Below are 24,554 nucleotides of genomic sequence, written 5' to 3' on the forward strand. Positions count from 1 at the left end.
GACCGCTGAGGTTCCGCCACCCGCACCGCCACGCAAGCCAATCTGAAAGTGGTCCCAACTCGGTCAAGGGTGCCCCTCACTCACGCCCCGAAGGGGCGATCAGCGGACGAGCAGGATCTTGCCGTGGACGCCGCCGGCTTCGAGGGTGGCGTGGGCGCGGGCGGCTTCGGCCATCGGGACGCGGTCGTGCACCAGGGTGCGCACCTGTCCGGACTCGACCAGCGGCCACAGCCGGTTGCGCACGTCGGCGACGATGGTGGCCTTGCCCTGCGGTCCGCCGAGGGGACGGCCGCGCAGCCCGAGCACCGACATCCGCAGCCGCTTGACCAGCATCTTGCCCATGTCGAGCTCGGTCTTGCGCCCGCCCTGCATCCCGATCACCGCGAGGTGCCCGTCGGGGGCCAGCGCGGAGAGGTTGCGGTCGAGGTAGGCCGCGCCCATGTTGTCCAGGACGACGTCCGCCCCGCCGAGCTCCTTGACGACCGCGACGAAGTCCTCGTCGCGGTAGCTGATCGCCGGGTCGGCGCCGAGCTCCCGGCAGAGCCGGAGGCTGTCCGCGGAACCGGCGGTGGCGGCCACCCGGGCGCCCAGCGCGCGGCCGATCTGGATGGCGCAGGTGCCGATCCCGCCGGAACCGCCGTGCACCAGCAGGAGCTGCCCGTCGGCGAGCCCGGCCTCCATCACGACGTTGGACCACACGGTGCAGGCGACCTCCGGGATGCCCGCCGCCTCGACGAGGTCCACCCCGGTGGGCTTGGGCAGCACCTGCGCGGCCGGCACGGCGACCCGCTCGGCGTAGCCGCCGCCGGAGAGCAGCGCGCAGACCTCGTCGCCGACCTGCCAGCCGGTGACGTCGGCGCCGAGCTCGGCGATGGTGCCGGAGCACTCCAGGCCGAGGACCTCGCTGGCGCCCTTCGGCGGTGGGTAGTTGCCCTGCCGCTGGTTGAGGTCGGCGCGGTTGACCGCGCTGGCGGCCACGTCGATCAGCACCTCGCCCGGACCCGGTCGCGGGTCGGGGTGCTCGGTCCACTCCAGAACGTCCGGCTCGCCCGGCTCTCGGATCGCGATCGCGTACATGCCCCGACCGTAATGCGCCGCGGCGGGATGGCGGGCGCGGCGCGTCAGGAGCAGACTCCTCCGAGATCGCCCAAACCGGCAAAAACGGGAATCGGTTCCCGAAAAATAACTCTTCCGGGTAAGTGCTTGACGCCGCTGCGTGACCTTGCCAAGGCTGACGACCACCACAGAACCCACCCGAATCGGGGAGCACGATGAGTCTTCGAACCATCAGATCCCGTCGCGGCGCCGCCACGGCGATCGCACTCGTCGCCGTGCTGGGGGCCGCGGCCCCGGCCGCCGCGGCACCGGACCGGGAGCTCGGCGACCGGATCGGCGTCAACGAGGTCAACCGTCACCTGATCGCGTTCCAGCGGATCGCCGAGATCCACGGCAACCGCGCCTCCGGGCATCCCGGCTACGAGGCGAGCGTGGACTACGTGGCGGGCAAGCTCCGGGCGGCCGGTTTCGACGTGAGCACGCCGGAGTTCACCTACCAGGCGTACTTCCTCGATTCGTTCGCGCTGAGCGCCGGCGGGCAGCCGGTGGAGGGCGACGCGCTGGAGTACTCCCCGGCGACCCCGCCCGGCGGCGTGACGGCGTCGCTGTCGGTCGCGCCGGTGGACGACACGCCGGGCTGCGAGGCCGCCGACTACGCGGGCACCGACATCGCGGGCACCGTCGTGCTGGTGCAGCGCGGGGCGTGCAACTTCTCCGAGAAGTCCCGGGTGGCCTCCGAGCTGGGCGCCGAGGCCGCGATCATCTACAACAACGTCGACGGCCCGCTCAACGGCACCCTCGGCGACCCGGCGGCGGCCACCATCCCGACGGCCGGGGTGACCCGGCAGGTCGGCGAGCAGCTCGCCGGGCGGGCGGGCACCGAGGTGACCGTCGACGTGCAGTCCCGGCTGGAGTCGGTGACCACCCGCAACGTCCTGGCCCAGACCCGGACCGGCCGCACCGACAACGTGGTGATGGCCGGTGCCCACCTGGACAGCGTGCCGGACGGCGCGGGCATCAACGACAACGGCACCGGCAGCGCCGGGCTGCTGGCCGCCGCGCTGGAGATGGGCGGCAGCCCGGACGTGAACAACGCGGTGCGGTTCGCCTGGTGGGGCGCCGAGGAATCCGGCCTGGTCGGCTCCACGAAGTACGTGCAGGGGCTGGGCTTCGAGCAGCAGCTCGACATCGCGCTGTACCTGAACTTCGACATGATCGGCTCGCCGAACGCCGGCTACTTCACCTTCGACGGCGACGACTCCGACGGCGTCGGCGCGGGCGAGGGGCCCTACGGCTCGGCGCAGATCGAGCAGGACTTCATCGACGCGATGGCGCGGCGCGGCGTCGAGCTCCGCGGCACCGACTTCAACGGCCGCTCCGACTACGGCGAGTTCATCGCGGTCGGCATCCCGGCGGGCGGTCTGTTCACCGGGGCCGAAGGGGTCAAGACCGAGGAGGAGGCGGCCCTGTGGGGCGGCACCGCCGGGGAGGCCTACGACCCGCACTACCACACCGCGGACGATGACCTGGGCAACGTCGACCGGCGGGCGCTCGAGCTCAACACCAAGGGCCTGGCCGACGTCGTCGCCGGTTACGCCCGCAGCACCGAGGGGGTCAACGGGATGCGGACCCGGGCGGAGCGGGCGGAGCTGCGCGCCGCGCAGGGCTCGCTGATGGCCGCCCAGCACGACACCGCGAAGGTCCCGCACGGGCACCACCTGTCCTGATCCGGACCCGGCCCCCGCGCCGCGGGCGCGCCGACGTGCACCTGCTGTTCACCACGTCGGCGTTGTCCCGGTGCGGGGGCCGCTGGGATCCTGCGGAACGGGCGGTCCGGCCGCTCCCGGGCGGACTCCGGACGAGGTCCGACGGCACAACCGAACGAGGAGCACCCGTGCGCCGCGCCCTGCTCGCCGCCCTCGCGGTCACCGCGACCGCGTTGGTCCCCGCCGCCCCGGCGGCGGCCACCGACCCGATCCGCTTCGCGACGTTCAACGCGTCGCTGAACCGCCCCGCCGAAGGCGAACTCCTGGCGGACCTGTCCACACCGGACGACGAGCAGGCCCGGGCGATCGCCGAGGTCGTCCAGCGCACCCGCCCGGACGTGTTGCTGCTCAACGAGTTCGACCACGTCGCGGGCGGCGCGGCGGTGGACGCCTTCCGCCGCAACTACCTCGCCGTCGGCCAGCGCGGCGCCGACCCGATCCACTACCCGCACGCCTTCACCGCACCGGTGAACACCGGCGTGCAGTCCGGTGTGGACCTCAACCGCGACGGCGAGGTCGGCGGCCCCGACGACGCGCACGGCTTCGGCCGGTTCCCCGGCCAGTACGGCATGGTGGTGCTGTCGAAGTACCCGCTCGGCGACGTCCGCACCTTCCAGCACTTCCGCTGGGCCGACCTGCCCGGCGCGTCCTGGCCGGACGACCCGGCGACGCCGGAGCCGGGGGACTGGTACTCGCCCGAGGCGAAGCGGGTGCTGCGGTTGTCCTCCAAGTCGCACTGGGACGTGCCGGTGCGGGTCGGCGGGAAGCCGGTGCACTTCCTGGTCTCGCACCCCACGCCGCCGAGCTTCGACGGCGCGGAGGACCGCAACGGGCTGCGCAACGCCGACGAGATCCGGTTCTGGGCCGACTACGTCACGCCGGGCCGGTCCGGCCACGTCTACGACGACGAGGGACGGCGCGGCGGGCTCGCACCGGGCGCCCGGTTCGTCGTCGCGGGCGACCAGAACTCCGATCCGTTCGACGGCGGCAGCACCGGCATCCGCGAGCTGCTGCGCGCGCCCCGGGTGATCGACCCGCTGCCCGCGAGCCTCGGCGGTGCCCGCGCCAGCCAGGAGCAGGGCGGTGCCAACGACCAGCACCGCGGGCTCCCCGTGTTCGACACCGCCGACTTCGCCGACGAGGCCCCCGGCAACCTGCGGGTGGACTACGTGCTGCCCTCGCTGCTCCCGCTGCGCTCCGGCGTGTTCTGGCCGTCCGGCAGGCTGGCCGAGGCCTCCGACCACCGCCTGGTGTGGGTCGACGTGCTCGGCTGAGCACCGGCGGACCCGCCGGGCTGGCATGATCGGTGCCGTGGGCCTGTTCGAGGAGAAGCCGAAGCTCGCCACCGTGCTGGGGCGGGCGTTCCGATGCCTGGTGTGCGGGCACGCCCGGTTCTCGTCCCGGGAGGTGAAGCTGAACTCCACCGGCGCCGAGCTGTTCAACGTGGCGTGGGCGAACCAGTCCGCCATGGGGCTGATCTGCGCGCGGTGCGGGTACGTGCACGAGTTCACCGGCAACCGGCCCGAGCTGTGGAAGGAGAAGGACGGCTACCCGGAAGGAGCCGACTGACCACCGCGGCGCTGCCTGACGAGCTGCGGGGCCGCGCGTCAGACCAGGCGGTGCACGTCCCGGATGCGGGCGGCCGTCCGGGCTGACGGCATCGCCGCCGCGCGGCGCCGGGCTTCAGCGAGGGTGCTGCGCGCGGCGTCGAGGTCACCGGCGCGGGCGTGGGACTCGGCGAGCCACGTCAGGTAGAGGGCGACCTCCCGCGCGTGCTCCGCGGGGTAGCCGCTGATGGCGTGGGCGAGCAGCGGCGCGGCGTCCCGCGGGCGCCCGAGCGCGACCATGCAGCGAGCGGCCATCACGTCGATCTCGCCGCGGTCGAGCCAGTAGGTCCATTCCGGCTCGTCGCCGCCGCGCCGGTCATAGGTGTCGTCGACCGCGTCCAGCGTGCGCCACGTCAGTTCCGCGTCGCCGGACCGCGCCGCCGCCCACGCGGCCCGTTCGAGCAGCAGCGTGCGCACCACGGGCGTGGCCCCGTCCGCGCCGCGCACCGCGGTGCGCGCCAGCAGCGACGCGTCGGCCGGGTCGCCGAGGTTGGCGATCTGGTAGCTCAGGCTCGACAGGAGCTGGGCGCCGAGGACGCGATCGCACGCGTTGTTCGCGGCCCGGACCCCGGTCAGGTAGTGGCGCCGGGCGTCGGCGTGGTTCCCGGCGTCGTCGGCCACCCATCCGGCGAGCTGGTACAACTCGCCGAGCGCGGTGAACAGGCGCCGCCCGATCGACTCGGTGCACGACGCGTCGTCGGCGAGCCGTTCGGCGCGGGCCAGCTCGCCGGTGATGACGGGAAGCAGGTCGGCGCTGCTCACCACGTCGTCGAGGTGCCGCAGCTCGACCACGCGCGCTTCCAGCCCGGCCACGTCCGAACCACCGATGCGCCGACCCGCGCGGCCGGACGGGGGCTCGGCGAGCAACCACTCGTGCGCCACGCGGAGCGGTTCACCCGGCGCGTCCGCCAACGGCACCTCGAGCACCTGTTCGTAGGCCAGGACGACATCGCGCACCACCGGACGCTTCCCGGTCTCGATCATGCTGAGGTAGGAGCGGGCGAAGTGCGTCCGCTGCGCCATCCGGCCCAGGCTCAAGCCGGCCGCCTCCCGGGCGGCCCGCAGATCCCACCCCCGCACCATCCCGGCTCCCGCTGTGAACGCGTGTGAACACCAGAACTCCATATCTCACGACGAGTATTCCCGAAGCTACGGGTTGTGGGGATCCTTCCGGTTGACCGACGCCCCACCTGGAACAGATCGGCGAGGTGTGTCGGCATGAGCAGAGTTCACAGCAGTCCAGGCGACCGTTCGGCGACATGGCGGCCTTATCCGTTCAGCTGGGTTCCTGCTGCGGGGCAGCGGCATGCGACGGCGGCGTCGGGGTGGTGCCACGGTGAGCGGGTCGTGGCGTTGTGCGGGGCGGGTGTGGCGGCGGTCGATTCGGCGGAGGCGTGGTTGTGGTGGACCTGCCCGCGGTGCGACGTGAAAGCGCACGAGCTGGCGGGGGTGCCGATGCCGGGCAGCAGCCCGGTGGTGGCCCTGCGGTGGGCGGGTGCGCGGTGAGCGACGACCTGCGGCGCCTGCTGCTGACGATGCAGGCGGCCGTGATCGGGCTCGGGGCGATGGCCCAGAACCTCGAACGCGGCCACCGGCCCACGGCCGCGCAACTCACCGAACAGGCCCGCACCGCCGAACTGCTGGCGGCCCGGCTGCACGAGGCCGCCGGTACCGGCGGCCCGCTGGTCATCGACAGCGACCCGGTGCGGCCATGAGCGGCCTGCTGTTCTTCGACGGCCTGCTGCTGCTGATCGCGATCGTGCTGGGCATGACCGAGCACCACCTCCAGGACGAGCCCCCGCCCAGGGGCGCACCGCCTGCCGGGCACGCGGCCGAACCGGAACGAGCCACCGCGCACTGGGTGATCTCACCGGACCAGACGCGGTGCCACTTGAGCACGCTGCCCGGCCTGGCCGTGTGCGGACACCCGCTGCGCGGCGACTGGGCCCGCACCCCCCGACTCGACGCGATCCGCCCCGGAGAGCACGTGCCGTGCGAATCCTGCGTCGCCACCCGCGGAACCGAGCGCGAGTTCTACCAAGCCGCGAACGCCACCGGCCCACCCGAACCCGCCGAAACCGCACGGCCGCTGCCGCCCCCGTCGACCTGGACCACCGACGAACTCCCGCTGATCACCGCCTACCTCGACGCCGCACGACGAACACCGACCACGAGCACTGCGCGGGGTCGCGCCCACCGGTCGGTCATCCCCGCACCCTGAGCCCTCGGCACCAGGCAGAAGCGCGCCATGTCGGCGATCGAAGACCTGGCCCGGCGCCTCCAAGACGTTGAAGACATGCTGAACCGCGTCCGCGATCCTGCCCCGAGGCTCGGTGCTTGCGGTGTGGACACCGGGCAGCGACCGGCCGCACGAGATCCACGAAAAGGCCAGACCATGACGACAACGCAGGCGCGGTCCGTGATCACCGGAATCCTCGGCCACGAGTTCCGCTACGCCTGGACGCCGGACGATGCGCGGGATCTGGTCGACGCGATCCTCTACGGAGAACCGGAGCAGTTCGCGCAGGTCTACGTGTGGGACCGGCCGTGCCGCCAGTCCGAGGACGGCACGGTTCACGAGTTCCCGCCGGGACGCTTGCGCATCACCACCGACCGCGAGAACGGATGGGGCGCGCTGAACTACATGCATCCGGGCACTCCGGATGGTGACCTGGTCGACTCGTTCAACCCCGACACCGACGAGTCCGCGCCGGTGCTGCTGTTCGACGACGAGGGGCGGGCTGCTGTTCCCCCGCTCGGCGTCGCTGCCGCTGGAGCAGGTTCGTGACGCCGTCGCCGAGTTCTGCCGGACCGGGGCGCGGCCGACGTGCGTGCGGTGGCAGCCGGGCGAGTGGTCCTGAGCCGCGACGCCGCGCGCCGAGCGGGGGCGGCGTGCTCGGAACGGACGGCGATGTCCCGAGTGCGCCAGGCGATGAAGCTGCCCGACCAGCACGGCTGCTGCTGATCGCGGAATGGTGCAGCGTGCCACCTCCCGGACGAGCCCGCGCGCGGGGCCGCACCAGCCGACGGGCACGTGGTCGAACGGGCACGGCTGATCCCGCCCAACTCGGACAGCTTCACCCCCTGCAGCGATGCGGGTACGCCGTCGATGGTTACCCGTGTCGAGACCGAGTTCGCCGCGATGGTGCGCGAGGCCGGACAGGACTGCGGCGTGGTCGTGCTGGACCGCACGGTGTGCGGCCTCGACGGCCGTAGCGCTCACATTCGCGGAAATCCCCTGCCGCCACGTGCGTTGCGCCAGGATCAGGGACGTGGAGACAACGCCTCAGGGCTCTCATCTCGTCGGCGGATCACCGGCCGCCAGCAAACCTCGTGATCACGGTAGCCGCCGCCCTGGCCGCATGGCCCTCGACGTACGTCGCACGTCTTGGCATACCGCGTGATCAAGCCGAAGAGGGGAGTGGGCGCATGACGGATGGCAATGGCGAGAACAAGGACGAGATCAACGGCGACATAGACGTGATCTGGTGGATCCTGGGGGCTGTCGCCGGGGTGGCCCTGACGGCGAAGTACATTCAATTTCTCGGAGTTGCCCGCGACGAAGAATTGCCGTTGTCGCAGGGGATGTTGATGCTTGCCTGCATGTTCGGCCCGGCGGTGGTCCTTGGTTTGATCGCAGATCAGTTCCGCAAAGAAGTGCAGCGGGGGAGGATGCCTTGGGAAGTGTACTGGACTGTGCTGTCCGGCATTGCTGCCTCGGTGTTCGCGTTCCTGGGCGTCACGGGTATTGACGACATTCTTGAAGCGGGGAAATTTCTGTTCTCCTCGGATGGATGACGACGAACCTGGCCCGCACGGGCACGGCTGACCCCGCACAACTCGGACAGCCTCACCCCTACAGCGATGCGGGGGCGCCGCCGATGGTTACCCATGTCGAGACCGAGTTCGCCGCGATGGTGCGCGAGGCCGGACAGGACTGCGGCGTGGTCGTGCTGGACCGCACGGTGTGCAGCCTCGACGACGGTTGCGGCGCAACGGTGCGCGCCATCCGGCCCCGCGGCTCCACGCTCGTCATCCGGGAGCCCGGAGCCACCACCCCATCGTGCTCCACGGAGAAGCGAGGCCATGACAGCGATCGAGACCACGACCGTGATCACCGTCGTCTTCCGCAACATCTTCCGCTACGCGCGCACACCGGCGGAGATCGACGAGCTGATCGATCAGATCGTCACCGACCCGCCCGGACGGACCTGCGGTGTGTACCTGTGGGACCGGCCGTGTCTGTCCTTCCGGGAGCCGGACGGCCCGGCGTTCCCGGACGGGCGCCTGCGGGTCACCAGCGAGACGGGTATCGGGTGGGGCGCCCTCAACTACGTCCACCGCACCCAGGACGACGGGGCACTCGTCGACTCGTTCAACCCCGACGCGGACGAAACCACCCCGGTCGTGCCTTTCGATCCCGAAGGAGGCATCCAGTTCCCCCGCTCGGCGTCGCTGCCGTTGGACCAGGTCCGCGACGCCGTCGCGGAGTTCTGCCGGACCGGGGCGCGGCCGACGTGCGTGCGGTGGCAGCCGGGCGAGTGGTTCTGAGCGCGCCGGGCGAGGGCGGCGTGCTCGGCGGTCGGGAACGGACGGTAATGTACCGAGCACGCCAGGTGATGAAGCCGCCCGAGCAGCGAGGAGCTTCCGTGACCCCGTACGCCCCGAGCTCGACCGCCGCGGTGCTCCACGCCGTCGAGAGCGCGCCCGACCGGTTCAAGGAGCTGCGCGACTCGTGGCCCGACCTCGCCGACGCGCTCGTCGTGCTGCTGCGCGCCCACCACCGCACCGTCCCGCCGGGAGCCGCGTCGTGAGCCGGTTCGGGAACGTCCTGGTGCTGCTCGGCATCGCGGGCGGGCTGCTGTACCTCGCGGCGGACGCGCTCGGGCGGGCGCTGGACGACCCGGCGCCGCCCCGGTCGGAGCTCGACGATGACCAGGTCGAGGCGCTGCGCGCGGTGCTGGCCGAGCGGTAGCCGGGTCCGGCCTCGAAAGCCGCGACGCCCGGCGGGGGCGGCGGAGGAGGTGTGCGACCCTCGGCACATCCGCTCTGCTGTGAGGGAAGGTCGATGCTCGTCCGCCGCGCCTACATCCCCGAGTCCCGCCGTCCCGGGGCGTTCGACGCGTGGCCCTACACGGTGCCCTGCGTGGCGGAGCTCGCCGAGCGCGGTCTGACCTTCACCGCCCCGGTGACCATGCTCGTCGGGGAGAACGGATCGGGGAAGTCGACGCTGGTCGAGGCGATCGCCGAGGGCTTCGACCTGGACGCGCACGGCGGACGCGCCGGCCGCAAGTACGCCAACGACCGCCCGAAGACGCCGCTGGGCGAGGTGATCGCGTTGGAGACCACCCCGGCCGGCGGGCGGATGCGGTCCGGCCCCCGGTTGCGGAAGAAGGGGTTCTTCCTCCGCGCCGAAACCGCGTTCGGGCTGATGAACGCCGTCAACGGCGGCTACGGCTACTGGCAGGACGACACCTCGGCCATGTCGCACGGCGAGGGCTTCCTGACCGTGTTCGACGCGATGTTCCGCGACCGCGGCTTCTACGTCCTCGACGAGCCCGAGGCCGCGCTGTCGTTCGACTCCTGCCTGCGGCTGGTCGCGCTGCTGCACGAGCTGGGGCGCACCGGGGCCCAGGTGGTGTGCGCGACGCACTCACCGATCCTGGCCGCCGCCCCGGGCGCGGACATCGTCGAGGTCGGCGACCACGGCAGCCGCCGCGTCACCTGGGAGGAGCTCGACGTGGTCGACCACTGGCGCCGCTACCTCACCGACCCGAGCCTGTACCTGCGCCACATCACCGGCTGATGCCCGCAACCCCGCGCCGAGCAGGGGTGCGGCAGTTCAGTCCAGGGCGCGGCGGAGGAAGAAGTGGATGCCGAGGGCGCCGAAGAGGAGTCCGGAGCCGACGAGGGCGAGGACGCAGACCCACGGTGGCAGGTGCGGGACGTGGGGGAGCAGGGCGCCGCGCATCCCCTCGCTGACGTAGGTGAGCGGGTTGAAGGCGCAGATCACCTGGAACCAGCGCAGGTCGTCGAGCTGCATCCAGGGGAACTGGGTGGCGCCGGTGAAGATCAGCGGGGCGAGGATCACCGCGAACATGATGTTGATGCGGCGCGGTGGCACGGCGGCGCCCACGGTCAGGCCGACCGCCCCGCCGCACAGCGAACCCAGCACCATGCAGAGGAACGCGAACGGCAGTCCGGCGAGGTCCCAGGTGACGGTGCCGAGCATCCAGAACCCGATCGGGACCATCAGCAGCGCGGCGACCAGCCCGCGCAGGGCGCCGAACAGCATCTTCTCCACGGCCACGGCGCTGATCGGCAGCGGTGCGAGCAGCCGGTCCTCGATCTCGCGGGAGTACGAGAAGTCCAGGACCAGCGGGAACGAGGTGTTCTGCAGGGACACCAGGAAGGCGTTGAGCGCGACCATCCCGGGCAGCAGGATCTGGGCGTAGCCGGGCTGCACGTACCCGAGTTCGCCCAGGACCTTCCCGAAGATGAACAGCAGCGCCACCGGCTGAACCAGCACTTGCGCCAGGAAGCTGGGCAGCTCGCGGCCGGTGACGAACACGTCGCGACCGAGGACGGCGAAGAACGCCCGTGCCGAGCTCATCGCAGCTCCCTCCCGGTGAGTCCGATGAAGACGTCCTCCAGCGTCGCCGACCCCAGCGACAGACCGGTCAGCGCCACCCGGTGCTCGTCCAGCAGCCCGGCGACCGGTCCGAGCAGCGACGCCGGTTCGCGGTCCACGTAGAGCCGCAGCCGGTGCTCGGTGACGCAGTCGGCGGCGGTGGTGACGCCGACCTCCTCGACGCCGCACACGCCCGCCACCCCGCGCAGCAGCTCCGGCACCCGCTCCGGGGCGAGCCCGTCGGGCCGAACCGAGGCGTCGATGGTCCCGCTGGCGGGCAGCGTGCCGATCAGCGCGCGCGGGGTGTCGAGCGCGAGCAGCCTGCCGTGGTCGACGACGCCGACCCGGTCGGAGAGCTTCTCGGCCTCGTCCATGTCGTGCGTGGTGAGCACGATCGTGACGCCCTGGGCGCGCAGGTCGGCGATCCGGTCGTGCACGAACAGGCGGGCCTGCGGGTCGAGCCCGGTGGACGGTTCGTCGAGGAACAGCACCTCGGGGCGGTGGATCAGGGCGCGGGCGATCATGAGCCGCTGCGCCTGCCCGCCGGAGAGGTCGTCGACCTGCGACTTGCCCTTGGCCGCCAAGCCCATCCGGTCCAGCAGCTCGTCGGCGAGCCGGTGCCGGTCGGCGCGCGGCACGCCGTGGTAGGTCGCGTGCCAGATCAGGTTCTGCCGGGCGTTGAGCGAGCGGTCCAGGTTGTTGCGCTGCGGGACGACGGCGACCTTGCGCCGCGCGCCCACCGGGTCGGCGGCCACGTCCACCCCCGCGACGACGGCGCCGCCGCTGGTCGGCAGCACCCGGGTGGTGAGGATGCCGACCGCGGTCGTCTTGCCCGCGCCGTTGGGGCCGAGCAGGCCGAACACCTCACCGGGCGGCACCCGGAAGCTGATCCCGTCCACGGCGTTCGTCCGGCTCTTGGGATACCGCTTCACCAGCTCGTTGACGACGACAGTGGCTTCGGGCACGCCAGACGGTAACCCGCGGCACCCGTCCCGGAGCAACCGGAATTCCGCCCGGCGAGTCGACTACGGTGCCGACGTGGACACCGAGGGTGAGCACGTCGGACGGGTGCGGGTGTGGCACACCGAGGACGGCTGGGGCGTCGTCGACGTCGGGGGCGAGGAGGTCTGGGCGCACTTCTCGCGCCTGGCGGCGACCGGCTTCCGCGAGCTGGCCGAGGGCGACCGGGTGCGGCTGCGCGTCGAAGCGGCCGAGCAGGACGGCTACCGCTGGCGCGCGACGTGGGTCCGCCGGTTGCCGGAGCGGCGCCGGGGCCGCTGGTCCGTTCGCCGAAGGACAGGCCACTCCGAGTGAGGACGGGTAATCTGGTCGGGTGAACGAACGGCAAGCCGCATGGCTCGACCAAGGCGAAATGGCCGCGTGGCGTTCGTACATCGACGGCAGCGCTCTGCTGGAACACCGCCTGAACAAGGAGCTCCACGCCGCGCACGGACTGTCGATCGCGGACTACGAGATCCTCGTCCGGCTCGCCGAACAACCCGACCGCCGGCTGCGGATGAGCAAGCTGGCCAAGGACGTCGCGCACTCCAAGAGCCGCGTCTCGCACCAGATCCGCCGCCTGGAATCCGGTGACCTGGTCCGCCGGGTGGAGTGCGACAGCGACGGCCGCGGCGTCCTCGCCGAACTCACCGACAAGGGCATGGCCAAGCTGCGCAGCGCCGCACCGATGCACGTGGCCGGTGTCCGCAGGCACCTGATCGACCTGCTCGAACCCCACGAGCAGCAGGTCCTCGCCACCGTCTTCAGCAGGCTCCTCGACCACCTCCACGACGTCGACGACTGACCCCGCCGGGCCCGCGGCCCGCCCGGATTGGCTACGCTGCGCCCTGGAAGCGTGGCAGAGCGGCCGAATGCACTCGCCTTGAAAGCGAGCGTCCCGAGAGGGACCGGGGGTTCGAATCCCCCCGCTTCCGCTCCGCTGACCAGCAGGAACGCGGTCCGGTACGACACCACCGCACCGGATCGCGCCGCCCTTGGTCTCATTTCTGATCTCAACTGGCCTTGTTGCCGTCGTCCTGGGTTCCGTCCGGCGGGTCGCCCACAGGCTCCGTCCGATCTTGTCGGCGACCGATCCGAGCACGGTCCCGTTCACGTGCATGTAGCGCTTCGCCATCGACGCGTTCGACCACGTGCATGGCCGTGCGGCTGTGGTCGCGGTTCCGCCACCCGAGCCCATTTCCGAAAGCGGTCCGCACGAGGCAGCCGGTCCGGTGTCGTCCGGGGCGGTCACCAATGCGGCCAGGCCCGTCGGGGGCTGCCCCGGGCCGGAAAGCTGTCGCGTGCCGTCGGCAGCGGCATCGGCCGATCGGCCGATGCCGCTGCCGTGTCATCAGTCAATCGGCCAGACCTCACCAACATGAAATGGTCGATCGGCCGTAAACATCGGCTCCGCGGCTCCTTTGCTTGTTCGGAGCACCATTTTCCCGGGAGTCGTCGTTACCTTTCATTCGTACACGCAGTCGACGACGAATGAGAAGTGCGATTGTGCTGAGTCTGGAATCGGTGTTCTCGACCGTGGAGAACACGTTGTCGAACCCGCTCATCCTCGTTGGAATGCTCGTGGGCGTGGTCCTGCTGGGCGCCGCAGGGCTGGTGGCGGCGCGTCGCTGGGGATGGCGGCCGGTGCCCTCGGTGCTGGCCGGGATGAGCCTCGGTGCGGTATTGGGGGTGACGCTTTCCCGCACCCGGCCGGATTACGCCTCGATGCCCGGCGTGCGGGTGATCGAGGAACCGTTCTGCCAGTTGAACGGGTTCTCGATGATGGGCGGCAACGAGTTGTCGAACGTGCTGCTGTTCGTGCCGCTGGTGTTCTTCGCCGTCCTCGCCACGCGCAGGCCGCTCCCCGTGCTCGCTGCGGCCATCGGGCTCGGCGTGGTGATCGAGCTCGTGCAGCAGATCGCGAACCGAGGTGTGTGCGAGACGCAGGACCTGCTGAACAACGTCGTCGGTGCGGTGGTCGCCGCCGCGGTCGCGGCGCTGCTGACCCGCCGCCGGGGCAGGGAGGCAGCCATGCCCGCCCGCTGACCTGCACGGTCCCGTCACCTCGTCGGTGGCGGAGCAGCAGGTGCGTGGAGAACACCGGTGCGCTGGCGGCCGCGCTCTCCGCGCAGAGGAAATCCAGCAGCACTCGTGATCACGACCCGCGCATCCCGGACTGGACGCCTTCGCGGGCGGTCACGACACGTCCGCCTCGGTCTCGACCGGCGGGGCTCCACGAGCAGCGACGAAGGATCAGCTCGAACGCGCCTGCTCAGGGCTCGGTGACGACCGTGCAGGGCGGCACCGGCGACCCGCTGCCGCCCTGACCCGCCGGGGCGCCGGGCGGAGGCGCCAGTGCGGTGGTGAGCGAGCGAGCAGGACGCCCGCTCGGTGGAACTGCGACATCAGGAATGGGGAAGAGCATGGAGACCGCCGCCGGTGCCCGAACGGGCAAGAGCCGCGGGGCGCGCACGCGGAATGCCGGAACGCCGGGCGATGCGGGTCCGGACGGCGCCGCGAGGACCGACGAGGCCGAGCGGACGCTGCCGCGAGCGGCTCCGCCGTGGATCGAGCGCAGGTTTCGCCTGGTCCTGGTGGTGTCCGCACTGGCGCTCGCCTGCTGCCTGGGGACGCTGGTGTCGCTGTACTCGTTCTGGGGCGACTTCGAGGTCTACCGGTGGGCCGTGCACACCTGGCTTGCGGGCGGCGACTTCATCAACACCAGGTCGCCGGTCCGCAACCCCGATCCGCTGCCGTGGGTCTACCCGCCGTTCGCGCTGTTACCGCTGGCGCCCTTCGCCGTGGTGCCCTCGACGGTCGGTCTCAGCATGCTCAACGTCGTCGATGTGCTGGCTCTCGGCGCGACGCTCTACCTGGTCACCCGCCATGCGTGGCCGAGCGCGGGCACGCGGGGGGCGCTCTCGGTGGCCGCGGCCGGACTGCCGCTGACCTTCCTGCTCGAACCCGTGCACGCCTGCTTCGGGCAGGGCCAGGTCAACATCGCGCTGATGGGTCTGGTCGCGCTCGACTGCCTGGCCCGCGCGCCGCGCTGGCCGCGCGGGCTGCTGGTCGGCATCGCCGCCGCCATCAAGCTGACCCCGGCGGCGTTCCTGCTGTTCTTCCTGCTCCGCAAGGACTACCGCGCCGCCCTCACCGCAGTGATCACCGCGGCCGGGTGCACCGCGATCGGCTTCGCCGTCGACTTCACGGCGTCGGTCGACTACTGGTTCCGCCACGGCCCGGCCGCCGACGTCGCCGGACACGTGCTGAACAGCAACCAGTCGGTGTCGGGCGCGCTGAGCCGCCTGGACCTGCCACCGCTCGCGCAGCACGCCGGGTGGGCGCTGCTGTGCCTCGGCCTGCTCGTCCTGACCGCCCGCATCCTGCCCCGGGTGAGCGCTCCGACCGCCTTCGTCACCGTCGGCCTGTTCGCCGTGCTCGTCTCTCCGACCTCTTGGTCGAACCACTGGGTGTGGGCCGCGCCCGGCCTGCTGCTGCTGTGCGGCGCGGCGATCCGGCACCGGTGCGGCTACCTGCCGGTGGTCGCGACCGCGCTGGTCGCCATCACGGCTCCGTGGCACTTCCCGCCCAGCGTCGGGGGAGCCGAACTGACCTGGACACCGGTGCAGCACCTCGTCGGCAACACCTACGTGCTGACCGCCGTCGTCGCGCTGGTGTGGATCGCGCTGGCCACCAGGACCCGTCGATGAGGGCGCCGGTGCTCCGGTCGAGCGGGTGCCTCCGCCCTGGGAGCAGGGCGGTGCGGCCGAGTTCGCACCCGCGCGATGCCTTCGCGGGTTCGGTCGGCCCGAGCCCCGGTGCGCCGAGCGCCTGGTCGGGACGGCCTGGTGCGGGCCGCGCAGGTCGTCCCGCGAACGGCACGGGAGGGCGGACGCCCGCCGACCGTCGCAGGCACCCGGTGCTCACCGTCGGCACGTGCCCGCCGCCGTGGCCCACCTGGTCGCGGCTGCCCGCACGTCCGCCGGGCCCGGTGACGACCGCTCCCCGCGCTCAGTCGAGGTAGTTGCCGAGCTTGATCAGGTTCCCGTCGGGGTCGCGCAGGTGGAGGCTGTGGAGCGTGCCGCGTGCGCCGGTGCGGCTGACCGGGCCCGCCTCGATGCGCACGCCGCGGTCCTGGAGCTTGTCGATCAGGAGGAGCACCGGCTCTTCGACGACGAAGCCGAGCTCGGTGGTGCCCGGAGCGGGGTGGGCGGCCCCGGAGCGCTCCGCGTCCAGCCCGGCCACGCGGAGGTCGATCCGGGTGTCGCCGAAGGCGAGCGCCGTGCGGTCCTCGTGCGCGACCACGTCGACGTCGAGCACCCGCGTGTAGAAGTCGATCGTGGCGTCCAGGTCCGCGACGTCGAGGACCAGGTTGTCGAGCCGGTCGATGCGCGTGGCGCTGGTGTTCCCGTTCGCCCGCGCGTCGGCGGTGCGCGCGTCGGCCGGTGCCGCGGGCTCCTCGGGCCCCGATTTCACGGTCGCGCCGGTCGCCGCGCGATGCGCGTTGGCGGCCCGGCCCCTCGTCACGAGTGCGCTGAAGTGGGGGAACGGCTCGGGATCGGAGCCGTCGCCGGTCGCCCACTCGTACGCGGTCGCTTCCCCGCCCGGCCCGATCTTCGTCGGGTCGAGCAGCCAGTGGACGGCGCAACCGGAGTGGTCGCTCACCACCAGGCAAGGCTTGACCACCTCGATGATCTCGTGGAGCTCCGCGTCGGCCCAGGCTTCCAGCAGGTCGGCGTCCCGCTCCGCGAACCACTGGACCTCGTCGACGCCGAGCAGCTCGCCGATCTCGGGGTCGACGTCCCGCCAGCCGTTGCTGACGAGCAGGAAGTTGCGGTAGCTCGGCGGGAGCCGCACGCCGAGCCGTTCCTCGGTGGCGAGGACCGCTTCCTCGGTGGCCGCTTCGTAGCCCATCCAACGGTTCTCGCGCTGGCGGGCGTCGACGCAGGCCAAGTCCTCGTCCGTGGCCGTCCGCAGGTATTCGTCGCTGTAGTCGCGGAGGAACTGCTGCCACTCGGGCACCGCGACGGGGTGGTTCGCACTCACGATCCCATGGTCGGCGCGCGGTCCGCCGTCGGCGCCGATCGCGCGTGGGGAGCGGGAGATCCCTCGATCCGCGATGTCCCCGGGAGAACTCCCGCCCACCTCACCGCGCCCGATCGCGAGCGGTCCGGTGCGCCGGTGGTGCACGGTCATCATCCGATGCGCACGGCCTTCGGACGCCCCCGGGACATGAGCGATCCGCAACGCGCGGCGGCCGCACGCGCACGCGAAGTACGCGGCCGGGGCGGATGAGATCGGTGCGGGCCGGATCGATAACCGCTCTCCTGCGCTGAAGTGGCTTTCGGATGCTTCTGGTTCTTGGCGTCCTGCTTGCCGCATTCGCACGTTTTTCCCTGGGCCTTCGCGTGGGCGGGTGCCTGCGGTCCTGTCAATTAACCCCCAGGGGAACTCGACGATGGCCAATGCGGATGCTGCCGTTCACGGTGCGGTCGCACCGCTGCGCCGGCGAAAATCGCAGCGTGGCGGAGTCGGTGAACGCGCGTCCGTTCGCGTTGCGGATTGGCCGTGCGCTCACCGGGGTCGCCGCCGGTGGTTGCATTCGCGGTCGTTCGATGGCATTCACCAATGGGCGTGAGAAGCGGTTGAGCCCACCGCGGAAATCCCCGATTCCTGGACGGTCGCCCAACGCGAATGGTGGGCGGTGACCGCCGGTGCCCCTCCGCGGACCTGCTCTACCTGGGGAAACGGCGTCCGCAGAACGTGGTCACCGTGATGGCGATCCGACCAGCCAGCGCGAAAGGGGCCCGATTCGGCGATTTCGCACATCGCGGACATGGGTGCGGCGGATTGTTCTCGGGTGCCAGGAGTAGGGTATGAATTAATTTCACATAAGACGGTTGTGGCGCTGCTCTCAAAAGTGACGCCCGAGTGGTGTTGCAAATCCGAACGCGGCATTTGAAACTGCCCGCGATGAGCTATCACCCCCAGGGCCCCCGCGCCCCGCGCGATCAGCCCCACTACCCACCGCAAGAACAGCCGCCCTACCGCGATCGCGACGGCGAGCGCCATCGCGAGCGGGTGGACTCGGAGTCGGTCGCGAGCGTCGTGCGCGTGGTGATCGGCGCGATCGTCACCATCTTCGTGCTGCACGTCCTGTTCGTGGTCTTCGACGCGAACCAGGGCAACGGCTTCGTGACGTTCGTCTACGGGGCGGCGAAGGTCTTCGTGCTCGGCCTCGGCGACGTGTTCACGCCGGACGACGCACTGCTCGGCCTGGTGCTCAACTACGGGCTGGCCGCGCTGGTGTACCTGGTCATCGGTCAGCTGGTCATCAAGGCCCTGCGGCGCTGAGCAGCGCGCCCCGGGGCGACCCCCGTCCCGGGGCGCTCGGTCCGGTCGGGATGCTGGTGCTCAGGTCGCGGTGGCCTCGTGCCCTCCCGGGCAGCCGAGGTCGGCCCCAGGGAGGAGGGACGATCGTGAGCCAGGTGGTCAACCTGCTCGCCGACCGGTACCGGCTCGAACGTCGGCTCGGCAGCGGGGCCATGGGCGTCGTGTGGCTCGCCACCGACGAGCGGTTGCGGCGGCCCGTGGCCGTCAAGCAGCTGATCGTGCAGACCGGCTTCGATCCGGCGCGCTCCGAGGAAGCCCAGCAGCGCGCGATGCGGGAGGGTCGCATCGCGGGGCGGCTGCACCATCCGAACGTCGTCGCGGTGCACGACGTGGTGGAGCACGACGGCCTTCCCGTCCTGGTCATGGAGTACCTGCCTTCGCGCAGCCTCGCCGACGTGCTCGCCGAGTCGGGCGCGATGGCGGTCGGGACGGCGGCGACGATCGGCGCGCAAGCCGCGTCCGCGCTGGCCGCGGCGCACGGGGCGGGAATCATCCACCGGGACGTCAAACCCGGCAACGTGCTGCTCGGCGACGACGGCACGGTCAAGCTCACCGACTTCGGGATCTCCTTGGCCGCGGGTGACGTGTCGGTGACGCAGACCGGGATGCTCAACGGCACGCCCGCCTTCCTCGCACCGGAGATCGCCCGCGGGCAGCAGCCGACACCGGCTTCGGACGTGTTCTCGCTCGGCGCCACGCTCTACGCCGCCCTCGAAGGGCGTCCTCCCTTCGGCGACGAGACCGAGAACTCGCTGGCCGTGCTGCACCAAGCCGCCGCGGGGCAGGTCCCGCCACCGCAGCGCGCCGGCGCCCTCCTCCCGCTGCTGGCGCGGATGATGCACAACGCCCCCGCGGCCCGGCCAACGCCGCAGCAGGCGGGCGAGTTCCTCCGCTCCGTGGCGGACGGATCGCCGACGGCGACCGAGCACAGCTCGCCGGAGGCCCGTACCCAGCCGCTACCGGTGTTCGACGAAGCGGCCTTCGCCCGGCACAGCGGCACGCGGGTCGCGGAGCACCCGACCGGTGCCCGGGAGGTCACCGCGGCGTCGGCCGGCGCTGCGGTCCGGCGGCACCGCACGCCGTTGTCCGTCCTGGGCGCGGTGCTCGCGGCCGTCGTTCTCGCGCTCGTGCTGGTCCCGCAGCGCGACGACCCCCCGCCTCGGCCTGTGCCGGTCGCGGCACCCGCGGACCTGGAGCGGGTCGTGGCCGAGTACTACGCGTTGCTGCCCGAACGTCCCGGCGATGCGTGGACGAGGCTGGGCCCCGCGCTGCGGGCCCGGGGTCACAGCGACTACGAGGACCGGTGGAACGCGGTGCACGCGGTCGGGGTCATCGATCCGCCGCGGGCCACCGGCCACGACGTCCACGTCGGAGTCGAGCTGCGCATGGCCGACGGCAGCACGGTCCGCGAGTTCCACCGGCTCGGCATGACCCCGAACGCCAGCACTCCGCTGATCGAGTCCGACACCGTCGTCCGCAGCGAGACGACGGCACCGCCCCCGCCTCCGGTGATCATCGAGCGGCCCGCGCCCGACAAGGACGAGAAGGAGAAGGAGAAGAAGGGCCGCGGCGAGGAGGAGGGCCGCGGCGAGAAGGACAAGAAGGGCGAGAAGGACAAGAAGGGCGAGGAGAATTAGCCTTCCGGTCGGGCGGTGCGGCGCATCACGGCCCGGGCGAAGCCGGTCGGGAATCCGTTCTCCGTTCACCGCCCGCGCCGAAATCGCGGTCGGTTCCGTTGACGTACGAATCCGTGCTGGACGCCGTCGCGCTGCGGACCGTGCAGGGGTGAGCTTCGCCGCGCTGGCCCAGTCGCTGTTCTTCCACTTCGGCAAGCACGCCCCGGAGGAACGTCGCAGCGGTTGCGTGGGCGCTGCCAACAGCTTCCTGCTCGCGGGCCGATCAGCGGGACCGCTGCTGGCCGTCGTCCTGCCCACCCACGCCTCGAACGCGCTGCTGGGGGCCGCGTGCGCGGTGGCCGGGCCGTGCTGCGTCCTGGCGCTGCGGGGCGAGAACGCGCACCGGGCGCACGACCGCGCCGAGGTGCTCACCGGATGAGCGGCACGTCGCCCGCGGCGAGCAGCCGCACGGCGTCGTCGGCGGTGAGGCACCCGGCCGTGGTGAGCTCCAGGTCGGCCAGCGACGCCTCGTGCGCGGTCTCGTCGGCGGCGGCCACGCAGTCGCGGACGACGTGGACGTGGAACCCGAGATCGGTGGCGTGGCGGGCGGTCTGCTCCACGGTCAGGTTCGTCGCGACCCCGGTGATCAGCAGCGTCCCGATGTCCCGGGCGCGCAACCGGTCGGCGAGGTCGCTGCCCGCGATCCCGGAGAGCTTCTGGTTGTCCACCACCAGGTCCGGTTGGTCCGCCATCGCGGCGATCAGCGCCGTTCCCGGCGAGTCCGGCCGGAACGACTCGCGGGCGTCGTCGACCGCCCGCATGAACCCGGTGTTGCGCACCAGCTCGCCGCCGCCCGCGGGCACGGTGAACCGGGTGAACACCAGCTCGGCCCCCGCTTCGGCCGCGGCGGCGTGGAACCGCGCCGCGCGCTCCACCACGCCGCTGCGGGCGACCGGCTCGGCGAGCATGCCGCCGAAGAACCCCTCGGGTTCGATCACGTTGACCTGCCAGTGCAGTGCCAGCACGGCACACCTGCTCCCGTCCATGCGCCGAGTCTGCCGCAGCCCGAGCCCGTTCGGCGGGGCATCCGGCGAACGGGCGGCTCGCGGCCTCAGCCCTCGGTGGCCTTGTCCGGGACGAGGACCAGGCTGATGACGTGCCGGGTGCGGCCGTCGCCGGGGGTGGTGCGGCGTTCGACGGCGGCTTCGAGCTCGTCGACGAGTTCGGCGAACTCCTCCTCGGTGACCCACACCGCGCCCTGCCGGTAGAGGACGCCTTCGCGGGCGGGTTCGGTGTCGTCCCGGGTGAGGTAGCGGTCGAAGTCGGCCAGCAGGGCCCCGGTGAAGACGGTGAAGGCCTGCCGGTGGTCGTCCTTGGTCATGGTGGTGCGCGCGTCGTCGTCGACGAGGGCCTCGTCCTGGCGCACCCGGTAGCTGCGCTCGACGGTGCCGCGCACGGGCGTTTCCCGCACCACGTCGAGGATTCCGGCCTGGGTGAGGGCGGCGACGTGCCGGTACATGGTGGCCGGGGCGACGTCGGGCAGCCGGTCGCGCAGTTGGGCGGTGGTGAGCTCGCCCGAGCCGAGCAGGGTCTGCAGGATCCGCAGCCGGACGGGGTGGAGGAGGAGATCCGCGGTTGCCATGCCCCCATGATCTCACATCTGATAACGTTCTCAACGTTGAGAACAATGAGAGGTGGAGCGCAGCCTTGTCCGACATCGACATGACGGTCACCGCGACCGACGGGACCCCGCTGGCCGGGACCCTGACCCTGCCCGCCGGGGCCGGACCGCACCCCGCTGTCCTGCTGCTGCACGGCTCCGGGCCGCTGGACCGCGACGGCAACACCCGGAAGCTCCGGGTGGACCTCGGTCCGCAACTGGCCGCCGCCCTCGCGGCGCGCGGCATCGCCACGCTGCGCTACGACCGGCGCGGCGTCGGTGCCACCCCCGGCGACCCGCGGGCCACCGGCTTCACCGACAACCGCGAGGACGCCGCCGCCGCGGTGCGCGCCCTGTCCGCCCGCCCCGAGATCCGCCCCGGTGCCGTCGCCGTCGTCGGCCACAGCGAGGGTTCCCTGCACGCCATGGCCCTCGCCGCCCGCGACGACGTGCGGGCGGTGGTGCTGCTGGCCGGCTACGCCCGCGCGGGCGAGGAGGCGATGCGCTGGCAGGCCCGCTCGCTGCTCGGGACAATGCCCGCCCCCGTCCGGCTCCTGCGCCGCCCGCTGCGCGCGGCGGGTCCGCGGGTGCTCGCCCGGATCAAGCGCGGCGGATTCCCGCTCGACTCCCGCTGGCTCCGCGAGAACCTGGCGCACGACTCCCGCGACGACCTCGCCGCCGCGACGGCGCCCGTGCTGGCCGTCACCGGCGCCAAGGACCTCCAGGTCGACCCGGCCGACCTGGACGTGATGCGGCGGCTGGTGCCGGACGGGGCCGAGGTCCACTGCGTCCCGGACCTCACCCACCTGCTGCGCCGCGACACCGGGCGCCACACCCTGCGCTCCTACCCCCGACTGCTGCGCGAGCCGGTCGACGCCGACCTGCTCTCGCTCGTCACCACCTGGCTCGCCCACCGGCTCGACGCCGCGTGAACCCCTCCCACCCACCAGGAGTCCTGACATGTCCGCACCCGCGAACCCGCACCGCGGCGACCTGATCCTGTTCATGGCCGTCACCTTCACCGCGAGCTGGGCGGCCTGGGCCGTGGCGATCGCGCTCGGCGGCCCGGCGGCCAACCCCGCCGCGCTCGTGCCCCACCTGCTCGGCGCCTTCGGCCCGATGGTCGGCGCGCTGGTGCTGCGGATCCGCCGCGCCCGGCGCGGTGAACCCGTCCCCGAGCACGCGGTCCGGTTCCGGCCGGCGCACCTGCTCGGGGCGCCGCTGCTGCTGGTGCTCGCCTCGGCCACCGTGCTGGGGGCCGTGCTGCTGGCGCACGTGGCGGGCGGCCCCGGCGTGAGCGCGCAGAGCGCGCTGGCCACGGTGCAGGGCTCGGGCGGGCTCGCGGTGTTCCTGGTCAACATGGTCGTGGCCGGTCCGCTGGCCGAGGAGCCGGGCTGGCGGGGGACCGCCTACCCGCGGATGCGCGCGTCGATGGGCCGCTTCCGGATCGGCTTGGTGCTGGGCGTCATCTGGGCCGTGTGGCACCTGCCGCTGTTCTTCCTGGACGGGACCGTCCAGCACCAGCTCGGCCTGCTGAGCCCGAGCGGCGTGCTCTTCGCCGTCAGCTCCATCCCGATGACCATGCTGGTCTGCTGCGCCTACGAGCGCGCCGGGGTCCTCGCCGCGATCGCGGTGCACTTCGCGACCAACACGACGATGGTCCTGCTGGGCGTGCAGGCCCCGGTGGCGCAGGCGATGATCATCGGCTTCCAGCTGGTCGTCGTCGCGGTTCTGCTGACCACCCAGCGCCGGGGGAGCGGGCCGACCGCCGAGCCCGCCGTCCGGCCGCAGCCCGCCGTCGGCTGAGGCCGCCGGTCACGCCCGCGCCGCGGGCGACCGAGGTGACCCACCGCTTCCTGCGCCGCCGCCCCAGCACGGGCGGCGGCGTCGGAGTTCCCCGATTTCCGCCTCGTGCGGGCGAGGGCGGCGCTACGCTCGCGGCTTCGGCACTGCTCCTTCGGCATGGGGGTGCGGACGGTGGTCGTGCAGCAGCCGGAGCGGTCCCGGCGGCGCGGTGGCGGTGGTCTGACCACGCCGAGGACGACGCTGCGGGTGCTGGCCGTGGTGTTCCTGCCGTGGCAGGCGGCCAAGTTCCTGCACAAGCCCGCGGTGGGCCGCGATCCCCGAGGCCGGTTGCTGGACCGGCTCACCTTCTGGCGCGCGGCGGTCGGGCTGGCCGTGGTCGTGTTCGCCAGCCACGAGCACCAGACCGTTCGCGAAGTGCTGGGCAACGTCCAGGACAAGACCGAGCAGACCGGGCTGTACGCCCTGATCGGCTTGCCCGCGGTGTTCCTCGTCCTGCTCCTGGTGACCCGCGCCGCGCACCGCTGGCAGCTCCTCGCCCGGGTGCCGCGGCTGCTGCGCCGCGCGCTGATCGGGTTCGCCTCCATCTGGTCGCCGATCGTGTGGTTCGCCGCCTTCTACGGCTTCGCCACCCTGGTCGAGGGCTGGACCGACACCGATTCGCTGCTGCGGCTGGCGGTGATCCTCGGGGGCATCGCGTTGACACTCTTCTGTGCCCTGTGGAGCAGCGTGTTCCTGACGTGCACGCTCTACTGGGCCGCGCGGACGAGCATCTGGCTGAGCGAGCTGCACCCGCTGCTCGCGCCGGTGGCGTCGGTGGGGCTGGTGCTGGTGGTCAGCGGGTTGGAGATCCACGGGGGCGACACCAAGGGCCTGCCGTACTGGCTGTGGCTGGGGCTGAACCTCTGCGGGCTGGTCTCGACGCTGGTGCTGGCCTTCTTCGAATACCGCCACCTGCGCTCGGCCGGCTACCGGTTCCGCGACGGACCGACGCGGCTCCCGGCCCGGCACCTGGTGTGAGCC

The 24,554-nt window shown here is 72.2% G+C and carries 30 protein-coding genes, 1 tRNA gene and 1 pseudogene; 25 read left to right on the forward strand and 7 right to left on the reverse strand.

What is annotated here, in order from left to right; genetic code table 11:
- Positions 1–99: 99 nt before the first annotated feature.
- Entirely contained in the window at positions 100–1,077 is a 978-nt protein-coding gene (locus tag ACQP0T_RS00895; RefSeq protein ID WP_433870848.1) for an NAD(P)H-quinone oxidoreductase, read from the reverse strand.
- Positions 1,078–1,271: 194 nt separating this feature from the next.
- Here ACQP0T_RS00895 and ACQP0T_RS00900 point away from each other — a divergent pair, with 194 nt between their 5' ends.
- The 3 genes from ACQP0T_RS00900 to ACQP0T_RS00910 all read left to right on the forward strand — a co-directional run bounded on the left by ACQP0T_RS00900 (position 1,272) and on the right by ACQP0T_RS00910 (position 4,391).
- The gene (locus ACQP0T_RS00900) at positions 1,272–2,783 is read left to right on the forward strand and encodes a M28 family peptidase (RefSeq protein ID WP_433870849.1); all 1,512 of its coding nucleotides are present in this window, start codon (positions 1,272–1,274) and stop codon (positions 2,781–2,783) included.
- A gap of 167 nt (positions 2,784–2,950) precedes the next feature.
- On the forward strand, positions 2,951–4,096 hold the full coding sequence (locus tag ACQP0T_RS00905; protein ID WP_433870850.1) for an endonuclease/exonuclease/phosphatase family protein: 1,146 nt from the start codon (positions 2,951–2,953) through the stop codon (positions 4,094–4,096).
- A gap of 37 nt (positions 4,097–4,133) precedes the next feature.
- A complete protein-coding gene (locus ACQP0T_RS00910; RefSeq protein ID WP_345359685.1) occupies positions 4,134–4,391 on the forward strand; it encodes a hypothetical protein in 258 nt (85 codons plus the stop codon).
- Positions 4,392–4,429: 38 nt separating this feature from the next.
- Here the strand turns inward: ACQP0T_RS00910 and ACQP0T_RS00915 are convergent, their stop codons facing one another.
- Positions 4,430–5,512: a helix-turn-helix domain-containing protein gene (locus ACQP0T_RS00915; protein WP_433870851.1), complete on the reverse strand. Its 1,083-nt coding sequence runs from the start codon at positions 5,510–5,512 to the stop codon at positions 4,430–4,432.
- A 135-nt stretch (positions 5,513–5,647) separates the two neighbouring features.
- Between ACQP0T_RS00915 and ACQP0T_RS00920 the strand changes: the two genes are divergently transcribed.
- From ACQP0T_RS00920 to ACQP0T_RS00970, 11 genes and pseudogenes are all read left to right on the forward strand, one after another.
- Positions 5,648–5,935: a zinc finger protein gene (locus ACQP0T_RS00920; RefSeq protein WP_433870852.1), complete on the forward strand. Its 288-nt coding sequence runs from the start codon at positions 5,648–5,650 to the stop codon at positions 5,933–5,935.
- The gene (locus ACQP0T_RS00925) at positions 5,932–6,144 is read left to right on the forward strand and encodes a hypothetical protein (protein ID WP_433870853.1); all 213 of its coding nucleotides are present in this window, start codon (positions 5,932–5,934) and stop codon (positions 6,142–6,144) included. Before ACQP0T_RS00920 ends, ACQP0T_RS00925 begins: the two co-directional genes overlap by 4 nt.
- Positions 6,141–6,650, forward strand: coding sequence for a hypothetical protein (locus ACQP0T_RS00930; protein WP_433870854.1), 510 nt, complete (start codon positions 6,141–6,143; stop codon positions 6,648–6,650). The genes ACQP0T_RS00925 and ACQP0T_RS00930 overlap by 4 nt, the downstream gene beginning before the upstream one ends.
- 442 nt (positions 6,651–7,092) lie before the next feature.
- Positions 7,093–7,290, forward strand: a complete 198-nt coding sequence (locus ACQP0T_RS00935) for an Imm1 family immunity protein (RefSeq protein ID WP_433870855.1) — start codon at positions 7,093–7,095, stop codon at positions 7,288–7,290.
- Between the two features lie 173 nt (positions 7,291–7,463).
- Positions 7,464–7,766, forward strand: coding sequence for a hypothetical protein (locus ACQP0T_RS00940; protein ID WP_433870856.1), 303 nt, complete (start codon positions 7,464–7,466; stop codon positions 7,764–7,766).
- A gap of 92 nt (positions 7,767–7,858) precedes the next feature.
- Positions 7,859–8,227: a hypothetical protein gene (locus tag ACQP0T_RS00945; RefSeq protein ID WP_433870857.1), complete on the forward strand. Its 369-nt coding sequence runs from the start codon at positions 7,859–7,861 to the stop codon at positions 8,225–8,227.
- Positions 8,224–8,466, forward strand: a pseudogene (locus ACQP0T_RS00950) (DddA-like double-stranded DNA deaminase toxin); the annotation flags it as partial. The gene ACQP0T_RS00945 and the pseudogene ACQP0T_RS00950, both read left to right, overlap by 4 nt.
- 49 nt (positions 8,467–8,515) lie before the next feature.
- Positions 8,516–8,980 (forward strand): Imm1 family immunity protein, encoded by a 465-nt coding sequence (locus ACQP0T_RS00955; protein WP_433870858.1) that lies wholly within the window; start codon positions 8,516–8,518, stop codon positions 8,978–8,980.
- A 98-nt stretch (positions 8,981–9,078) separates the two neighbouring features.
- Entirely contained in the window at positions 9,079–9,243 is a 165-nt protein-coding gene (locus ACQP0T_RS00960; RefSeq protein WP_345359655.1) for a hypothetical protein, read from the forward strand.
- The gene (locus tag ACQP0T_RS00965; RefSeq protein WP_433870859.1) at positions 9,240–9,404 is read left to right on the forward strand and encodes a hypothetical protein; all 165 of its coding nucleotides are present in this window, start codon (positions 9,240–9,242) and stop codon (positions 9,402–9,404) included. The genes ACQP0T_RS00960 and ACQP0T_RS00965 overlap by 4 nt, the downstream gene beginning before the upstream one ends.
- Positions 9,405–9,497: 93 nt before the next feature.
- Positions 9,498–10,235, forward strand: a complete 738-nt coding sequence (locus tag ACQP0T_RS00970; protein ID WP_433870860.1) for an AAA family ATPase — start codon at positions 9,498–9,500, stop codon at positions 10,233–10,235.
- Between the two features lie 36 nt (positions 10,236–10,271).
- On the opposite strand, the gene ACQP0T_RS00975 is transcribed toward ACQP0T_RS00970, so the two are convergent.
- Together ACQP0T_RS00975 and ACQP0T_RS00980 are read right to left on the reverse strand one after the other, a co-directional pair.
- Positions 10,272–11,042 carry an ABC transporter permease gene (locus ACQP0T_RS00975; protein WP_433870861.1) on the reverse strand — a complete coding sequence of 257 codons (771 nt, stop codon included), beginning with the start codon at positions 11,040–11,042 and terminating at the stop codon, positions 10,272–10,274.
- The gene (locus ACQP0T_RS00980; protein ID WP_433870862.1) at positions 11,039–12,025 is read right to left on the reverse strand and encodes an ABC transporter ATP-binding protein; all 987 of its coding nucleotides are present in this window, start codon (positions 12,023–12,025) and stop codon (positions 11,039–11,041) included. The genes ACQP0T_RS00975 and ACQP0T_RS00980 overlap by 4 nt, the downstream gene beginning before the upstream one ends.
- 73 nt (positions 12,026–12,098) lie before the next feature.
- Between ACQP0T_RS00980 and ACQP0T_RS00985 the strand changes: the two genes are divergently transcribed.
- From ACQP0T_RS00985 to ACQP0T_RS01005, 5 genes are all read left to right on the forward strand, one after another.
- A complete protein-coding gene (locus tag ACQP0T_RS00985; protein WP_433870863.1) occupies positions 12,099–12,374 on the forward strand; it encodes a cold-shock protein in 276 nt (91 codons plus the stop codon).
- Positions 12,375–12,393: 19 nt separating this feature from the next.
- Positions 12,394–12,864 carry a MarR family winged helix-turn-helix transcriptional regulator gene (locus tag ACQP0T_RS00990; RefSeq protein WP_433870864.1) on the forward strand — a complete coding sequence of 157 codons (471 nt, stop codon included), beginning with the start codon at positions 12,394–12,396 and terminating at the stop codon, positions 12,862–12,864.
- A 45-nt stretch (positions 12,865–12,909) separates the two neighbouring features.
- Positions 12,910–12,994, forward strand: a tRNA-Ser gene (locus tag ACQP0T_RS00995).
- 571 nt (positions 12,995–13,565) lie between these two features.
- Positions 13,566–14,105 carry a VanZ family protein gene (locus ACQP0T_RS01000; protein WP_433870865.1) on the forward strand — a complete coding sequence of 180 codons (540 nt, stop codon included), beginning with the start codon at positions 13,566–13,568 and terminating at the stop codon, positions 14,103–14,105.
- A 377-nt stretch (positions 14,106–14,482) separates the two neighbouring features.
- Complete coding sequence (locus ACQP0T_RS01005; RefSeq protein WP_433870866.1) at positions 14,483–15,769, forward strand: glycosyltransferase family 87 protein; 1,287 nt, start codon at positions 14,483–14,485, stop codon at positions 15,767–15,769.
- Between the two features lie 301 nt (positions 15,770–16,070).
- On the opposite strand, the gene ACQP0T_RS01010 is transcribed toward ACQP0T_RS01005, so the two are convergent.
- Positions 16,071–17,105 (reverse strand): VOC family protein, encoded by a 1,035-nt coding sequence (locus tag ACQP0T_RS01010; protein WP_433870867.1) that lies wholly within the window; start codon positions 17,103–17,105, stop codon positions 16,071–16,073.
- Between the two features lie 927 nt (positions 17,106–18,032).
- Between ACQP0T_RS01010 and ACQP0T_RS01015 the strand changes: the two genes are divergently transcribed.
- The 3 genes from ACQP0T_RS01015 to ACQP0T_RS01025 all read left to right on the forward strand — a co-directional run bounded on the left by ACQP0T_RS01015 (position 18,033) and on the right by ACQP0T_RS01025 (position 20,507).
- Positions 18,033–18,413, forward strand: a complete 381-nt coding sequence (locus tag ACQP0T_RS01015) for a hypothetical protein (RefSeq protein ID WP_433870868.1) — start codon at positions 18,033–18,035, stop codon at positions 18,411–18,413.
- A gap of 125 nt (positions 18,414–18,538) precedes the next feature.
- Positions 18,539–20,089: a serine/threonine-protein kinase gene (locus ACQP0T_RS01020; protein ID WP_433870869.1), complete on the forward strand. Its 1,551-nt coding sequence runs from the start codon at positions 18,539–18,541 to the stop codon at positions 20,087–20,089.
- Positions 20,090–20,237: 148 nt separating this feature from the next.
- Positions 20,238–20,507, forward strand: coding sequence for a hypothetical protein (locus ACQP0T_RS01025; RefSeq protein ID WP_433870870.1), 270 nt, complete (start codon positions 20,238–20,240; stop codon positions 20,505–20,507).
- Here the strand turns inward: ACQP0T_RS01025 and ACQP0T_RS01030 are convergent.
- The gene (locus ACQP0T_RS01030; protein ID WP_433870871.1) at positions 20,497–21,114 is read right to left on the reverse strand and encodes a cysteine hydrolase; all 618 of its coding nucleotides are present in this window, start codon (positions 21,112–21,114) and stop codon (positions 20,497–20,499) included. The two genes, ACQP0T_RS01025 and ACQP0T_RS01030, sit on opposite strands and share 11 nt — an antisense overlap.
- Positions 21,115–21,179: 65 nt before the next feature.
- Positions 21,180–21,710 carry a helix-turn-helix domain-containing protein gene (locus ACQP0T_RS01035; protein WP_433870872.1) on the reverse strand — a complete coding sequence of 177 codons (531 nt, stop codon included), beginning with the start codon at positions 21,708–21,710 and terminating at the stop codon, positions 21,180–21,182.
- A 65-nt stretch (positions 21,711–21,775) separates the two neighbouring features.
- Between ACQP0T_RS01035 and ACQP0T_RS01040 the strand changes: the two genes are divergently transcribed.
- From ACQP0T_RS01040 to ACQP0T_RS01050, 3 genes are all read left to right on the forward strand, one after another.
- Positions 21,776–22,660, forward strand: a complete 885-nt coding sequence (locus tag ACQP0T_RS01040; protein WP_433870873.1) for an alpha/beta hydrolase family protein — start codon at positions 21,776–21,778, stop codon at positions 22,658–22,660.
- A 28-nt stretch (positions 22,661–22,688) separates the two neighbouring features.
- Positions 22,689–23,534 (forward strand): lysostaphin resistance A-like protein, encoded by an 846-nt coding sequence (locus tag ACQP0T_RS01045; protein WP_433870874.1) that lies wholly within the window; start codon positions 22,689–22,691, stop codon positions 23,532–23,534.
- Positions 23,535–23,705: 171 nt separating this feature from the next.
- Positions 23,706–24,551 (forward strand): hypothetical protein, encoded by an 846-nt coding sequence (locus ACQP0T_RS01050; RefSeq protein ID WP_433870875.1) that lies wholly within the window; start codon positions 23,706–23,708, stop codon positions 24,549–24,551.
- Positions 24,552–24,554 lie beyond the last annotated feature (3 nt).

The sequence above is a fragment of the Saccharopolyspora sp. CA-218241 genome (assembly GCF_050954615.1).
GTDB lineage: Bacteria > Actinomycetota > Actinomycetes > Mycobacteriales > Pseudonocardiaceae > Saccharopolyspora > Saccharopolyspora cebuensis.

Bases quoted from the DNA above. Each gene is read 5' to 3' on its own strand.
- ACQP0T_RS00975 (WP_433870861.1), bottom strand. From the start codon at position 11,042: ATGAGCTCGGCACGGGCGTTCTTCGCCGTCCTCGGTCGCGACGTGTTC.
- ACQP0T_RS00970 (WP_433870860.1), top strand. From the start codon at position 9,498: ATGCTCGTCCGCCGCGCCTACATCCCCGAGTCCCGCCGTCCCGGGGCG.
- ACQP0T_RS01015 (WP_433870868.1), top strand. From the start codon at position 18,033: ATGAGCTATCACCCCCAGGGCCCCCGCGCCCCGCGCGATCAGCCCCAC.
- ACQP0T_RS01045 (WP_433870874.1), top strand. From the start codon at position 22,689: ATGTCCGCACCCGCGAACCCGCACCGCGGCGACCTGATCCTGTTCATG.
- ACQP0T_RS00930 (WP_433870854.1), top strand. From the start codon at position 6,141: ATGAGCGGCCTGCTGTTCTTCGACGGCCTGCTGCTGCTGATCGCGATC.
- ACQP0T_RS01030 (WP_433870871.1), bottom strand. From the start codon at position 21,114: ATGGACGGGAGCAGGTGTGCCGTGCTGGCACTGCACTGGCAGGTCAAC.
- ACQP0T_RS00935 (WP_433870855.1), top strand. From the start codon at position 7,093: ATGGTGACCTGGTCGACTCGTTCAACCCCGACACCGACGAGTCCGCGC.
- ACQP0T_RS01005 (WP_433870866.1), top strand. From the start codon at position 14,483: ATGGAGACCGCCGCCGGTGCCCGAACGGGCAAGAGCCGCGGGGCGCGC.
- ACQP0T_RS00920 (WP_433870852.1), top strand. From the start codon at position 5,648: ATGAGCAGAGTTCACAGCAGTCCAGGCGACCGTTCGGCGACATGGCGG.
- ACQP0T_RS00900 (WP_433870849.1), top strand. From the start codon at position 1,272: ATGAGTCTTCGAACCATCAGATCCCGTCGCGGCGCCGCCACGGCGATC.
- ACQP0T_RS00955 (WP_433870858.1), top strand. From the start codon at position 8,516: ATGACAGCGATCGAGACCACGACCGTGATCACCGTCGTCTTCCGCAAC.
- ACQP0T_RS00945 (WP_433870857.1), top strand. From the start codon at position 7,859: ATGACGGATGGCAATGGCGAGAACAAGGACGAGATCAACGGCGACATA.
- ACQP0T_RS01035 (WP_433870872.1), bottom strand. From the start codon at position 21,710: ATGGCAACCGCGGATCTCCTCCTCCACCCCGTCCGGCTGCGGATCCTG.
- ACQP0T_RS00895 (WP_433870848.1), bottom strand. From the start codon at position 1,077: ATGTACGCGATCGCGATCCGAGAGCCGGGCGAGCCGGACGTTCTGGAG.
- ACQP0T_RS00915 (WP_433870851.1), bottom strand. From the start codon at position 5,512: ATGGTGCGGGGGTGGGATCTGCGGGCCGCCCGGGAGGCGGCCGGCTTG.